At 49.4% G+C, this 14,519-nt stretch carries 13 protein-coding genes; 1 reads left to right on the top strand and 12 read right to left on the bottom strand.

The features are described 5' to 3' along the window. Positions 1–6: 6 nt before the first annotated feature. From CIK98_RS06950 to CIK98_RS06905, 12 genes are all read right to left on the bottom strand, one after another. The gene (locus CIK98_RS06950; RefSeq protein ID WP_094383540.1) at positions 7–1,719 is read right to left on the bottom strand and encodes an acyl-CoA dehydrogenase family protein; all 1,713 of its coding nucleotides are present in this window, start codon (positions 1,717–1,719) and stop codon (positions 7–9) included. Positions 1,720–1,980: 261 nt separating this feature from the next. Continuing rightward, positions 1,981–3,003 (bottom strand): electron transfer flavoprotein subunit alpha/FixB family protein, encoded by a 1,023-nt coding sequence (locus CIK98_RS06945; protein ID WP_094383539.1) that lies wholly within the window; start codon positions 3,001–3,003, stop codon positions 1,981–1,983. Positions 3,004–3,009: 6 nt separating this feature from the next. Continuing rightward, the gene (locus CIK98_RS06940; protein WP_094383538.1) at positions 3,010–3,879 is read right to left on the bottom strand and encodes an electron transfer flavoprotein subunit beta/FixA family protein; all 870 of its coding nucleotides are present in this window, start codon (positions 3,877–3,879) and stop codon (positions 3,010–3,012) included. 201 nt (positions 3,880–4,080) lie between these two features. Then, on the bottom strand, positions 4,081–4,233 hold the full coding sequence (locus tag CIK98_RS18045; RefSeq protein ID WP_172409852.1) for a hypothetical protein: 153 nt from the start codon (positions 4,231–4,233) through the stop codon (positions 4,081–4,083). A 2-nt stretch (positions 4,234–4,235) separates the two neighbouring features. After that, positions 4,236–4,508, bottom strand: a complete 273-nt coding sequence (locus CIK98_RS06935) for a hypothetical protein (protein WP_141210454.1) — start codon at positions 4,506–4,508, stop codon at positions 4,236–4,238. 49 nt (positions 4,509–4,557) lie between these two features. Continuing rightward, a complete protein-coding gene (locus CIK98_RS18040) occupies positions 4,558–4,725 on the bottom strand; it encodes a hypothetical protein (protein WP_172409851.1) in 168 nt (55 codons plus the stop codon). A gap of 137 nt (positions 4,726–4,862) precedes the next feature. After that, positions 4,863–5,402 (bottom strand): helix-turn-helix transcriptional regulator, encoded by a 540-nt coding sequence (locus CIK98_RS06930; protein ID WP_094383536.1) that lies wholly within the window; start codon positions 5,400–5,402, stop codon positions 4,863–4,865. Between the two features lie 19 nt (positions 5,403–5,421). Further along, entirely contained in the window at positions 5,422–6,888 is a 1,467-nt protein-coding gene (locus CIK98_RS06925; RefSeq protein ID WP_094383535.1) for a TolC family protein, read from the bottom strand. 11 nt (positions 6,889–6,899) lie between these two features. Continuing rightward, on the bottom strand, positions 6,900–7,943 hold the full coding sequence (locus CIK98_RS06920; protein ID WP_094383534.1) for an efflux RND transporter periplasmic adaptor subunit: 1,044 nt from the start codon (positions 7,941–7,943) through the stop codon (positions 6,900–6,902). A gap of 50 nt (positions 7,944–7,993) precedes the next feature. Then, complete coding sequence (locus CIK98_RS06915; RefSeq protein WP_094383533.1) at positions 7,994–10,165, bottom strand: ATP-binding cassette domain-containing protein; 2,172 nt, start codon at positions 10,163–10,165, stop codon at positions 7,994–7,996. A gap of 4 nt (positions 10,166–10,169) precedes the next feature. After that, on the bottom strand, positions 10,170–12,317 hold the full coding sequence (locus CIK98_RS06910) for an NHLP family bacteriocin export ABC transporter peptidase/permease/ATPase subunit (protein WP_094383532.1): 2,148 nt from the start codon (positions 12,315–12,317) through the stop codon (positions 10,170–10,172). 4 nt (positions 12,318–12,321) lie between these two features. Beyond that, the gene (locus CIK98_RS06905; protein ID WP_094383531.1) at positions 12,322–13,170 is read right to left on the bottom strand and encodes a biotin/lipoyl-containing protein; all 849 of its coding nucleotides are present in this window, start codon (positions 13,168–13,170) and stop codon (positions 12,322–12,324) included. A gap of 294 nt (positions 13,171–13,464) precedes the next feature. Between CIK98_RS06905 and CIK98_RS06900 the strand changes: the two genes are divergently transcribed. Next, positions 13,465–14,519, top strand: a 1,055-nt coding sequence (locus CIK98_RS06900; protein WP_305775636.1) for a glycoside hydrolase family 3 protein, incomplete at its 3' end; no start/stop codon positions are given.

Below are 14,519 nucleotides of genomic sequence, written 5' to 3'. Positions count from 1 at the left end.
CTTCATTTAAAGAGTTGCTTTAAAATTCTCCAGGTCTTCAGCCTTCATAGCCTTGATATAGGCGTGATGAGCTGTGCACTCTGCCTCGGCATGACGCATGAAGACGTTGATGCTCTTCTTGAAGAGTTCCGGGGCGCGTGTGGCATCCTCGAGAAGCAGGATAGACATGATGATGTCGGCTGTCATCTCGTAGAGGCGGCGTGCGAGGAAGTCTTGCAGAGCTTGGTCATTCTGCTCCTTGACATAGTTGATGGCATCCTCATACATGGTGATGAGTTTTGCTATACGCTCACGCATTGGCTGTGCACACTCGCATATAGGACGTTCCATCATCTCCTTCATTATTGAGAGATAGGTGCCGTTGGTGATGTAGCGGATAGCAGCAACCACCTGCAGCTGTGTGGTACCCTCGTAGATGGAGAAGATACGTGCGTCGCGGTAGAGTCGCTGGCTCTTGTATTCCATGATGAAGCCCGAACCACCATGAATCTGTATGGCGTCGTATGCGTTCTGGTTGGCATACTCAGAGTTCATACCCTTTGCCAACGGTGTGAAGGCATCAGCCAGACGAGTGTATTTCTTCTGCTCGGCGCGCTCTTCTGGAGTAAGCTTGCGCTCGCGTGCTATGTCGTCGAGAGCCTTGTAGATATCCACGTAGCGAGCTGTCTGATAGAGTATGGCACGACCGGCATCGAGCTTTGCCTTCATGCGTGAGAGCATGTCGTAAACGGCAGGGAAGTCGATGATGGCAGTGTCAAACTGCTTGCGCTCCTTGGCGTATGCCAGTCCTTCGTTGTATGCAGCCTGGCTCACACCCACTGACTGTGCGGCAATACCCAAGCGGGCACCGTTCATAAGAGCCATCACATACTTGATAAGACCCAAGCGAGTGCTACCGCACAGTTCACACTTGGCGTTCTTGTATACGAGCTCGCATGTAGGAGAGCCGTGTATACCAAGCTTGTGCTCAATATGTCTAACGGTCACACCACCGTCGCGCTTGTCGTAGATGAACATTGAGAGACCACGTCCGTCGTGAGTGCCCTCCTCAGAACGGGCGAGCACGAGGTGTATGTCAGAATCACCGTTTGTGATGAATCGCTTCACACCGTTCAGTCGCCAGCATTTGTTCTCCTCGTCATAGCTAGCCTTGAGCATTACGCGCTGGAGGTCAGAACCAGCATCAGGCTCGGTGAGGTCCATCGACATAGTCTCGCCAGCACAAACACGAGGAATGTACTTCTTGCGCTGTTCCTCGTCGCCAAACTCATATAGTGTCTCAATACAGTCCTGAAGGCTCCAGATGTTCTGGAAACCGGCGTCGGCAGCCGAAACAATCTCCGAAGCCATAGAATACGGAGTGATAGGCATGTTCAGGCCACCGTAGCGGCGAGGCATCGAAACACCCCAAAGACCAGCCTTGCGTGTGGCGTCGAGGTTTTCGAAAGTTTTGGAAGCATAAACCATACGTCCGTCCACGAGGTGTGGTCCTTCGAGGTCAACATCCTCCGAGTTAGGCTCGATGATGTTAGCGGCGATGTCGCCAGTAATCTCGAGCATACGCTTGTAGTTCTCTATAGCGTCGTCGAAGTCAACGGGAGCGTCGGGATATTCTGCAGCATCCACAAATCCACGTTCCTTGAGTTCAACGATACGTTTCATTTCCGGGTGATTCAAATAGAATTCAAATTCCGGATGGTCACTATAATAGTTTGCCATGTTTTTTATTTACTTAAGTTTCGCATGTGAAAATTCTCAATGTATAAGGGTTTTATTTAAACCACAGAGTTAAAGAGAAAAAGAGATTTGTAGTTTTATAGAGTAGGTCGCAAGCGACAGAGGACACAGAGTTTCCATACGGCAAACATAATGCGCAGCTCTCTATGAGCTCTAAATGCCTTGGCATTCAACCTCTTTCATTAGTATAAATACTCTATATCTCTTAAACTCTGTGGTTTAAAATAACTTCCGAAAGTTGAGTTATTTATTATTCTGCTTATAATACTTTATCAGTTTCGGTACCACTTCCTCAACGGTGCCTACTATCACGTAGTCGGCTATTTTGTTGATTGGAGCCTCGGGGTCGCTGTTCACTGAGATGATGATGCCTGAGTCCTGCATACCGGCGATGTGCTGAATCTGACCGCTGATGCCGCAGGCGATGTATACCTTTGGATGTACGGTGACACCGGTCTGGCCTATCTGACGGTCGTGGTCAATCCATCCGGCATCTACGGCGGCACGCGAGCCACCTACTTCGCCGTGAAGTACCTTTGCCAACTGGAATAGCTGGTCGAAACCTTCCTTCGAACCTACACCATATCCACCAGCAACAACTATTGGCGCGCCCTTGAGGTTGTGCTTGGCAGCCTCCACGTGGTGGTCGAGAACCTTAACGACGTAAGCCTCGGCAGATACATACTTTGATACCTCGGGATAAACTACCTCTCCCTTAGCCTGTCCTTCATAAATGGCTTTCTGCATCACGCCTGAGCGCACGGTAGCCATCTGTGGACGGTGGTCGGGGTTGACGATGGTAGCCACGATGTTACCACCGAATGCAGGACGAATCTGATAGAGCAGGTTGTCGTAGGTCTTCTGGTTCTTCTTGTCCTCATACGGTCCAATCTCAAGCTCGGTACAGTCGGCGGTCAATCCACTGGTGAGTGAAGACGACACACGTGGACCGAGGTCGCGACCGATGACCGTAGCTCCCATAAGGCAGATCTGTGGCTGTTCCTCCTTGAAGAGGTTTACGAGAATGTCGGTGTGGGGAGCAGAGGTATAAGGGAAGAGACCTTCTCCGTCGAAGACGAAGAGTTTGTCAACTCCGTATGGTAGGATTTGCTCTTCCACCTTGCCCTTTATGTCCGTTCCTGCTACTATAGCATGCAGCTCAACACCAAGTTCATTGGCCAGTTTGCGGCCCTTTGTTAAAAGTTCCTGTGAAACCTCCTGCACCAGTGTGCCTTCGATTTCGCAATATACAAAAACGTTGTTCATATTTCCTTAGCCAATTATCTTCTCGTTCAACAATTCCTTTATGAGCTCTTCAACATCAGTGTCGCTGCCAGTGAGAGTCTTGCTCTCCTTTGCCTGGAAGACGATGTTCTTAACGGCCTTAACCTTTGTTGGCGAGCCGTTGAGACCGCACTGCTGTGGGTCGCCGTCAACGTCAGCCACCGACCACTGGTTGAGAGTCAGGTAAGGACGCTCTTCGTAGAGGTTCTTGTATGGCATGTCCTCCGTGCGCTCCATTGGTGCTGTGGCACGCTTGTATTTCATTACCAGCTTGGCGTTGCATGGGCGGCATGGTGCAGCACTTCCGTTTACTGTAACTACGACAGGCATCGGAGCCTCAACAGTCTCGGCACCACCATCGATTAGTCGGCGGATGGTGAGCTTTCCGTCTTCACATTTCTCGATGTTCTCAGCATAAGTCACTTGGTTGAGACCAAGTTTCTGTGCCACCTGCGGACCTACCTGTGCTGTGTCGCCGTCGATAGCCTGACGACCACCAATTACGATGTCCACATCACCAATCTTCTTGATGGCGGTGGCGAGAGCGTATGAAGTGGCGAGAGTGTCGGCTCCAGCGAAGAGACGGTCAGTCAGAAGCCAACCGGTGTCGGCACCACGATAGAGACCCTGGCGGATTATCTCAGCTGCACGGGGAGGACCCATCGTCAGAATGCCGACGGTGGAACCAGGGTTCTGCTCTTTCAGGCGAAGAGCCTGTTCGAGAGCGTTCAAGTCTTCGGGATTGAAGATGGCAGGCAAAGCGGCGCGATTGACAGTGCCTTCGGCAGTCATGGCGTCCTTGCCCACATTTCTTGTGTCAGGTACTTGCTTGGCAAGTACAACGATTTTTAAACTCATTATTGATATAATTGATTGTTATTTGTTATTTGCTTCTACACAATTGGTTGCAAAATTACTGATTTTTTTTCAATTGGCAAAGAAAAAGAGATGTTTTATGCACATTCGATAAAAAATTGTGCACAAAACTTATACTTTGTGCAAGGTTTATTTATAAAAAAAGAAGCGGAAAGTGCTTTTCCCGCTTCTTTGTGTAAATGGTTAAACTTTTATTGTCTTGAGGATTTCTGGTTGCGGTACTTTTTTTGCACCTGTGTTAAGTCCTGCCAAAACAACCTTACCACCAGCCACTTCGTCAAGAGCTTCCTCGTTGAGAACTTTTTTCTTTTCGTCAAAATTCTTGTTGTCTGTCATAATCAAATAGTTTTATCGTTGTTGTTAATAAAATCTTTGCCTTTGTTGAAAACGCCGGCAGCTGCAGCCATAGACAGTGACGAGTCGTTGAGGCAAATCTTCTTGCACGAGCTATCAGCATGCTTCCTTTTTGCAGTTTTGGCGTCCATCTCTGCAATGTCAGCCTCAAGTCGCCTGATGGCCTTATCCGCCTGTGCGATACGCCTATGGTAGTATGCAAGGGTTGCGATAGCTGCCATTGTAACGAATGATAAGATGAAAATGACTGAAATCATACTGATGCTTTTTATTAATGTGGCTTTCTTGTCGTTGTATGTTACTAAATCAAAGAATACTGAGATTCTCCTTCTTAAGTTCGCATCTTTTACCAGCTCCACCACATACGCTGTCGAGTTCGTCGTCATTAGTAGCTACTCGATTTTTACGCAAGCTACCGCCGTTAGCCTCTTTCAATTGTTCTTCGTTGAGAACGATCTTTTCTTTGTTTTCCATAATTGTAATTTTTTAATGTTAGACATGTTGTTTTGAATTCTGCTGCAAAATTATGCTTATTTTTTCAAATCGACGAGACAAAACGGGAAAAATGATGGTCAATTCGGGAAAAAAGTGCTTTTTCCCCGTTTTGGCCACTATTTTCTGTGGTTTCGCCTATATTCAGAAGGGGTGATGCCGAATTTTGCCTGAAAATGGCGTGTCAGCGAGCGGTGGGAAAAACCGGAAAGCTCCGCTACTATTGCTATGCTTTCGTCTGTTTCACGCAGTAGTCGGCTGGCGTGCCCCAGTCGGTAGTCGTTGATAAATATGGTTATGGAGTTTCCGGTGGAGTCTTTTATTGCCTTCACCACATATTTGTAGTTAGTGCACAGTTTACCTGCAAGCATGTCGCGCGAGAGTTCCTCGTTGGTGTATAGTTTTTCATCTTCCATGAGTTTTACTATTCTCGAGAATAGCTCATTTGACTTTTCCTGTGTGTCGGTCTGTGGCTCTTCTTCTTCGGCTTCTTTTGCCACCGTCTCGCTCTCCTGTTGCTTTTGCTCTGCCCAGGTGTCTACGAGGGTGGTAAGTGTTGTTGTTTTCTGTTCAAACACTTTTCGTGAGCGAACCACGAGAAGAATGGCTATGGCAGACAATAGTGCCAGTGCTACTGCTATGTAAACTGTTATGTCCATAATAATCTATGTTTTGTGTTTATTGTTTGTTATGTTCTATTGTCTTCCGCTTGTTGAAGTCGTAGAGAGTGAGCTGACGCAGCTTGTAGAAAGCAGTCCAGTAGTTTTGGAGGCTTTGTGTATAGTTTTGGCGTGCCGTCTGCCAGTAGTTTTGTGCAAGAGAGAGGTCGTTGACGGTGGCCTGTCCCTTAATAAACCTTGTGAGCATGGCGTCGTATGCCTCTTGCGCGATGTTGAGCGAACGGCGTGAGTTCTCGGTGATGTCATGCCGTTTGTTGAAGTCGTCCACACAAAGCACCACGTCGAGTTCCGTGTCCCTTATGGTTTCGTCGCGGTTTTTTTCCGCCTCTTCGAGTTGGCTTTTAGCCTGCAGATAGTTGTTTTTTCTCTTTCCCCAGTCTTTCAGAGGAACAGACACGGTTACCATTGCCTTTTTTTGTGTCAGGGGATTATGGTAAGCGTCGAAGAAGTTGCTGGCCACTTGGTTCAGACCGATGCTTGCGTCGATGTTCATGCTGAGTCGTCTTTCCACCTTCGCCTTTTCCATGTTCATGCGCGCCTCTTCCACAGCTTGTCTTGTCTCGATGAATGCAGGGTTGTTTTCCCTTGCGAATGCCACAGCCTCTTCAGCGTTCACCTTCATTGGTGAGTAGACGGTAGGTATTATGAGTTCTATGTCAGTGTTGCGTTCCATTCCGAGGTATGAGGCGAGGCTTTTTGCCGCTTCGCTTTGCGAAATCCTTGCGTTTTCGAGAGCGTTCAGTGCATTTGCACGTTGCAGGTCGAGTATGCTCAGTTCCGCCTTCGATATGCTTGCAATCTTAAACCTTCGGCATCCTATGGCGTAGATGGTGTCGCATGTCTGTAGGTTTTCCTCAGCCATGCGCAACAGGTCTTGTGCGAGGGCGAGTTGGAAGAATAGGCTGACAGCCTGTCCTGCCGTAGCTTCCACGTTGTAGGCGTATGTCTTCTCAGCCTGTTGCAGTTTCATGGGTTGCAACAGTTTGTTCCATTTCAGTTGGTTGAAGCCCAACAGGTCTTGTCTGTATCCCACCTTTATTGGTATGGTGGTAAACTGGTCGTAGTTGATGTCTCCTCCGAAGGTATGCAGAAGTCCGAGTCCTGTCGATGCATACAGTGTACCGCCGAGGGCCTCTATGTCCTGTGTAAGTGCCACGGCAGCTTCTGCGTAAACCATCTGTTGTTCGCGGTAGATGTCTCGGTCTTCGTCGCTGATGTATCGTTGCACCATATACTGTTCGTAATCCAAGGGAGTAGACTCCAGTGAAAGCTGTGGCTTGAGGCTTGCCTTCCAGGAGAGGAAGGCGAAGCGCCACGTGTCGAGCACACTGCGGTATTTCTCCACGGAGAGTGAACTGTCTGTGGCGAGAGCCACCGTACGGTCGAGGTCGAGTGTGACCTTCCGTTGTGCTGTGGCTGTAAGTATAGATGCCGCAAGTGCTAATATAATGAAATTAATTCTCATTTTTTGTGCAATTAATTTTTCTTCACCACTCTCCCTCCATCTGTCACTGTTTCGTGTCCGGAGGTAATGATAAGTGTTTTGTTGTCTAAGTTGTCGTCGGTTTCCACAACGCAAAGTCCCTTAGCCTCGTTTCTTATCGAGACGTTATGCTGTTTGGCAATGCCGTTGTTGAAAGAGAATACGACATGGTGTCCGTTTCTTATCATTATGGCAGCCTTTGGCACTATGGTGACATTGTCGAGATGTCTGTTGAAGCTCACTTCCACATTCATGCCGTCGAAGAGGTTCTTGTCGGCCTTTAGCTTTGCCCTTACGCTTACCGACCCGTTTTCTTCCACCAGTGGGTTGATGTCCATCACCTTTGCGATATAAGTGTTGGCTTTGGTGGCAGTAGGTGTGACGTTCACTTCCGTTCCTGTCTTTATCATGGCGAGGTCAGCTTCCATCACCTTAAATTCCACCTCCATCTCGTCTGTGGAGATCACTCGGCAGATGGCCACCCCGGGTTGTGCTATGGTCTGATGCTGAATATTGAGGTTGGCAATCACTCCTGCGAAGGGAGCTGTGGCTGTTCCTACGCTTATCTCGTGTCGGGCAGCCTCCAGTTGGCTGATGGCGAGGCTATAACCGCTTTTCACCTCGGCTAACTGTCTGATGTTTGCCGGCACGGAGTTTATGTGGTCAGGGTCGTATCCTTGAGATATTATCACGTCCTGCATGTTCAGCCTTGCCTGTTCCACGTTTTTCTTTGCCTGGTCGATAGCGTTTTGGAGTTTGAATACTTCGAGTTCAGCTATGCGTTGTCCTTTTGCCACGGTCTGTCCGTTGTGTACATATACCGCCTTTACCGGCAGTGCCTGTTCAAAGGCCACGTCGGCATATTTGCTTGCTTTCACCTTGCCTTTAGCCATGAAAGGCTCGTCGAAGGTGCCACGTTTCAGCGCCTCCACTGTCACGGTGTCTGCTGTGTTGTCGCTGTTGTCAGCTTTGTTCCCGTTAGAGCAAGCTGTCATGACGGTGACTGCTGCAGCTATTATCATTGTTTTTATCTTCATACCTTATATATTATTATGTGCTCTTTTCAGAAGTTAACTCCTTTCCTCCCCTACATCTGCCTCAGGCTCATTTCGTAGAACAATCCTTTTTTTGCCATTAGTTCATCGAAGTTGCCTTCTTCGGCTATGCGACCTTTGTCGAGTACGATTATGCGGTCGCAATGTCGTATGGTTGAGAGCCTGTGTGCAATGACGAGTCGTGTGCAGTTGAGCGAGTCGAGGTTGTCGCTTACCTGCTTTTGTGAGATGTTGTCGAGTGCAGAGGTTGCCTCGTCAAAGAATATTATCTGCGGGTGTCCTATCAGAGCACGTGCAATGAGTAGTCGTTGCTTTTGTCCGCCGCTGAATCCCGCGCTTCCTTCCACCACCACGGTGTGCAGTCCCATCGGCATTCGTTTCACGTCCTTCTCCATGTCAGCCATTCTCAGCGCCTCCCAAGCGTCTTCGTGTGTAGCCCATGGGGCTGTGATGGTGATGTTGTGGAAGAGGTCGCCGGTGAAGAGGCTTCCGTTCTGTAGGCAGCATCCTATTTTTCGTCTGAGGCTTGTCTTGTCCACCTTCGAGAGGTCGTGGTTGTCGTAGTAGATGCTTCCCTTTATGGGCTTTTCGAATCCTAAAAGCAGTCTCATGAGTGTAGACTTGCCGCATCCCGACTTTCCCACTATTCCCACATATTCTCCTGGAGCTATTGAGAGATTGATGTCTTCCAGCACCATTGGTCCGTCGTTGGCATAACGGAACGAGACGTCGGTCATCTCTATGCTGCCGAACAGCTCGTCCACCTGTGGCGCGTTCTGTTCCATCTCCGGTTTTTCCTCGAGAATTGGTTTCAGACTGTTTATCTGCGGTTTCAGCTGTGCTATTTCGGGTATGATGGATATGAGTGTGGTGATGGCTGCTGATATCATGCCGTAGGCAGAAGAGAATGCGATATAGTCGCTGGTGGTCACTCCGTTTGCCATGATGAAGTAGAAGATGACTCCCAAGCCGCCCACATTGCACAGCTGTAGCAGTGCCGGCATCAGTATTCTGTCGAGTGTAGGATTGTATATCGACTTGGTGGCGTCGGTATATTTGTCTAACCAAAGAGTCTGAGCCCTTCGTTCGCTTCCGGTGAGTTTCAGCTTTTGTATACCAGCCAGCATGCCGTATTCTATACCGCTGAGTTTTCCCGACTTCTCGGTATACTCCTCTTGGGCTTTCACTATGCTGTGGTAGTAGATGGCGAGGGCGGTGAGCTCCACGGCAATGATGAGCAGTGTGGGCACGAGGAGCGATTTCGCGTAGATGAATACCTGTACGAGGTATACAGTAGAGAACAAGAGTGTGAGCAGGGCTCCAACCAAGGTGTCGTTTATGTGGTTGCACACGTTCCACACGTTGTTTATCCTCATTGCCAACTCACCCGACGAAATCTTGGAGAAGAAGTTGGGGCTTAGGAAGAACGTCCTTGCCATTATGGCGTTCTGCACCTGCATTTCCACCACTCTCCTGATGCGCTCGGTACAGAGGTTGCGGGTGAGTGAGAAAAGCATCGTGCCTATGCCGGCACCGGCGAGCAGTCCGAAGATGGGCAGAAGGTCGCGCGCCTCGCCTGTAGGTATCACCATGTCGAATATCATCTTGTTTGCCATTGGTGTGAACATGCCGAATAGGGCGAGCACCAGCGCTGTGGCGAACAGCAGCAGTGCGTTAGGCACCGACATGGCTTTTGCGGCATATTTCATCAGGTCGGCAATGGTCAGCACCCTGTTAGGCAATGGCATGCAGAACGCCACAGCGTGTCGGCTCAGTGCAGAGTTCATGGCCTTTTTGTTCACTTTCTGGTTATTGCCGTCTTTGTCGATGAAGGTGTATCCGAATCCCCATCGTGTGGGAATGAGAGCCGTCACGTTACCCTCCTTGTCATATCCGAGCATAGGTCCCACAGAATTTTTCCACCAGTTGTCTTTCAGTCTCACCTTTCTCATCATGATGCCTTTAGGGCTGAGTATTGTCGATAACTGTTCAAATGGAGTTGTCATTCCGTCGTCTGATAGTTCATATCCCGTAACTCCGAGTGCGTCGAGTACTCTTCTCACGGCAGTATGGTCTGTAGGCGGTACGGCATGTTTTTTCTTGCCCTCGATGCCTAAGCGTCGGGCGCCTTTTTCGAAAGTCTCGACTAAGGTAGCTTCCTCCAGTCGCTTTCTTTTTTCTATTTGGTCTAAGAATATTGACATAATACTATACGCTCTTCATCAATTCCTTATACATACCTTCTTGTTCTATCAGTTCGTCGTGTGTCCCCCGTTGCATTATCTTGCCTTGGTCCATCACGATTATCTCGTCGCAGTCTCTAATGGTAGAGAGTCGGTGGGCTACTATTATCTGCGTTGCCCCCATCATTCTCACAGCCTCCATCACCTGTTCCTCTGTGGTTGGGTCGAGGGCGCTGGTGGCCTCGTCCATTATCAGCACCACAGGCTCCTTGGCCAGTGCTGTGGCTATTTCCATTCTCTGTCGTTGTCCGCCGCTGAAGTTCTGTCCGCCTTTTACGAGACGTGTGGCGAATCCTTCCGGTCTGCTTACGATGTCTTTTCTTATCTGTGCGTCGTTGCATGCCATCACCATTGTGAAGTCCTCTATCGACTGGTCCCACATCTTAATGTTCTGTGCTACGGTGTCGTCGAATAGCACCACGTTTTGGTCTACTACAGCCACCGAGTTTGTCATCTCTTCCTTGCTTATGGTGTCTATTGGACGTCCGTCGAACAGTATCTCACCGCTCCAAGGCTTGTATAGTCCTGATATGAGTTTAGCGAGAGTAGACTTTCCGCATCCGCTTGACCCCACGAAAGCCACGCTCTTTCCTGGCATAAGGTGTAGGTTGAAGTCTTGTATCAGCGGTGGCTGCAGCGGGTTGTAGCCGAAGGTCACGTTTCTGAGTTCCACTTCGCCGCGTAGTTTTCCTTCCGCCACGCTACCGTTTGTGTCGCGTTTGTCCTCCGGATATTTCATCACGTCTTCTATGCTTTCCATCTGTGAGCGCATCTCTATGAGTTGTTGGCTTGCCGTGACCACAGAGTTCACTGGAGTCATAAACGAGGTCATGAATCCCTGGAAGGCAAGGAGCATACCTATGGTAAGGTCGCCGGTGAGTATGAAGTATGCACCGAGTATGAGCACGGTGGAGTTAACTAATGTGAGTACGAGTGTGGGCAGTAGTCCCATCTTCAGCTCTTGCACCGTGGCGTCACCTTCCACATTGAACTTCTTGCTCCACAGTCCGCTCCAGTATTCGAAGAATCCTGTTTCAGCTCCCGCCGCCTTTATGCTTTCCATGTTGTCGATGCACGACACCGTGGTGTTGTAGTATTGTGCGAGCGTGCGTTGTTGGCTTCTTTCAAGGTTCACTCTCCGCTCGGAATAATATTGCAGCAGCACGAGGTTTACCACCACTGCCACTATACCTATGATGGTCAAGGGCATGCTGTAGGTAATCATCAGGAATAGATACAGCAACAGCAGTCCCACGTTTATTATCTGAGGCGCAAGCACGGAGACAAGGCTGTGGGTGATGCTCTGATTGAGATGCTGCCTCTGCTGCAGGTCTCCCACATATCTCATGGCGAAGAATGGCATGGGCAGTGCGAGCAGATGCTTGAGGAAACTGATGTTGCCTTTCAGTGCCAGCAGTCCTGCTATGCGTTTGTTGTATCTCTCCTGTAGCATTACGAGCACGAAGTTGAACAAGGCCACGGCAGCAATGGCAATGAGAAACTTTGTCTGCCAGTCGCTGTTTCTTCCCGAGAGTATCTCGTCGGCAAAGATGCGTGTGAACATCGGCACGGCTATCGACACGGCGGCTGTGAGCAGTCCGAAGGTCATCGTGAGCCAGAAAGCCCCTGCCGCCCCTTTAAGATGGTGTCTTACGTATTTCAGTATGCTGGTCTTGCTTCCTCCTTTCTCAAATTTCTCTGTAGGAGAGAATTCGAGTGCAATACCGGTGAACGACTTGCAAAACTCGTCCATGGGCACTTCCACAGGTCCCATTGCAGGGTCGTTGAGGCAGGCCTTGCCTCTCTTGAAACCGCGGAACACCACGAAGTGCTCGAAGTTCCAGTGTATGATGCAAGGCTGCATGCCTTCGAGATGCTCTGGCTCCACCTTGTATCCGGCGGCATCGAGACCATACCCCCTTGCCGCCCTGAGTATGCTTTTGGCAGAGCTACCGTCTCTCGACACTCCGCATGCCGTCCTCACCTCCTCCAGAGGCAGCCATTTGCCGTAGTAAGCGAGTATCATGTCGAGTGAGGCGGCGCCACATTCCACCGATTCCATCTGTATTACCACCGGTACTTTCTTTACTGTGCTTCTCTTGAATATCGCCATAGAGTCACTCTCCTATGAAATTGTCAACACCGTCTTCAATATTGCCTATGAGCACCTCGTATACCTTCTTTCTCGACGTGATCACCTGTACGTTGCAGAACGTGCCAGTAGGAATCTCAATCTTTTCAGCCTTCTGTCGGCTCCATCTCAGTCCTGATGGGGTAGGGGCCTTGTCGAGCAGCACCTTCACCTCGTAGATGGCGTCGTCGGCAGGCAGGAACGCAGCGAGGGCTTCCATCTTCACCTTCTGTGCCACTTCCTTCCGTGCAGTGGGATAGCGTTCGATACTGATAATCTTTCCGCTGGCATATCCCCATTTCTCTCGCTCCATGTTTGCCGGTGTCACCTGTGCCTGTTGTCCTATCTTCAGCTTTCGCACATCGTTGAACGAAGCATAGACGAGCATCTCGCGGTTGAGGCGCTCGCTTGCCTGTGGCATCATCCACACCACAGCCTCGTGAGCCTTAAACTGTTCGCCTTCCTGCTTGTAGGTCAGCACCACTCCGTCGTTGGCCGCCTTCACGTCAGTGGCGGCAAGGTCGCTCCTCACTTCCATGAGGGTCTCTCCCGCCTTCACCTGTCTGCCGTGGGCAGTCACCACGCGTTCCACCGTACCTTCATAGGGCAGTGCCATTGGTGTAGGCTCACCGTGAGGGAACACCACCCCCTGTGCCGAAACCTTGTAGTTCATGGTGCCGAAGATGCACCAATACGCTACCACGGCACACATCACCACCATGGCGCATAGAACGATAGTGAGCGACGGCTTTGTCACTCTTGCCGATTCAAATATGTCGTCGTTTGAGTCGAGTGCTTCAAGCGAACGTGAATTGAATATGTTATTTTCTGCCATAAATGCTTAATATAGGATATTCACTATTATGTAATTTTGGTACAAAGGTATACAATTTGTTTAATTTGACAAAGAATTTTGTTACTTTATTAAAAAAATATTATGCTTTTCTTAATTTCCTGCATTATTTTTGGCTATTTAAGAATAAAGTATTATTTTTGCCACGAATAAATTTTAATTATAATGAACCAAATTATGTATAGAAACTTAACCGGAAGACGACTTGCGCTTAAAGTGCGTAGAGTCGCGTTAATCATGTTTTCTTCAGTGTTCCTGACTAATTGTGACAATAATATGACAATAGAACAACAAGTGGACGCTCTCTACGAAAAAATGTCTCAAGAGGAGCGTGTAGCACAACTGAGAAGCACATACATGGACAAGCTGTTCAACGAAAAAGGACAGTTGGACACCGTACAATGCCGAAAACTCATTCCATACGGCATTGGGCATTTCTCGCAGTATGCAAGCCAAAAACCTACTGATGCCAATGTGCTCCGCGACCGTGTGGCGGCAGTGCAAGACTGGCTAATACATAACACCCCCAACGGCATACCGGCTCTCTTTCACGAAGAGGTGCTCTCGGGCATCAACACCAAGGATGCCACCATCTATCCACAACAGATAGGACAAGCCTGCTCCTTCAACCATGTTCTGGCAGAGAAGAAGACACGGCAGACGGCCACCAACCTCAGAAAGATGGGAGGAGTGCTGTCGCTGTCGCCAATGGTCGACGTGGTGAAGAATCCTGGCTTCAACAGGCTTGAAGAGTCTTACGGCGAAGACGCATACCTCTCAGCCATGATGGGAACAGCCTTCGTGCGTGGACTACAGCAAGGCGACCTGAAGAAGGGTGTGGGTGCTTGTGCAAAACACTATCTCGGATATGGCGGAGGAGGCGACGCTGAGGAAAAAGAACTCATGGAAGAGATAATACTGCCTCACGAGACAATGATAAGACTTGAGAATTGCCGTGCCCTCATGCCTGGCTACCATGCCGTGAGAGACACCAACTGCGTGGCAAACCATTGGATCCTCACCGACATACTGCGTGGCTATCTCGGATTTGACGGAATGGTGGTGAGCGACTATACCGCCATCGACCAGATACCAGGCCTTGAGACCCCGCTCGAGAAAGCTGCTGCCGCCATCAATGCCGGCAACGATGTCGACTTCCCCCATGGAGCCAACTACAAGTTCCTGCAAGAGGGGCTCGACAATGGCAAGGTTGACAAAAAAGCCTTTGAGCGTGCAGTGAAAGACGTGCTGAGATATAAGTTCCGTGCAGGACTGTTCGACTCCGACGCTTATCTCTACAGCAAAGAGAAAATCACACTCGATTTTTTTTT

This window comes from Prevotella sp. P2-180 (assembly GCF_002251435.1).
Lineage (GTDB): Bacteria > Bacteroidota > Bacteroidia > Bacteroidales > Bacteroidaceae > Prevotella.
The sequence above is the reverse complement of the archived record's forward strand: the minus strand, read 5'-3'. Positions and strand labels throughout refer to the sequence as shown.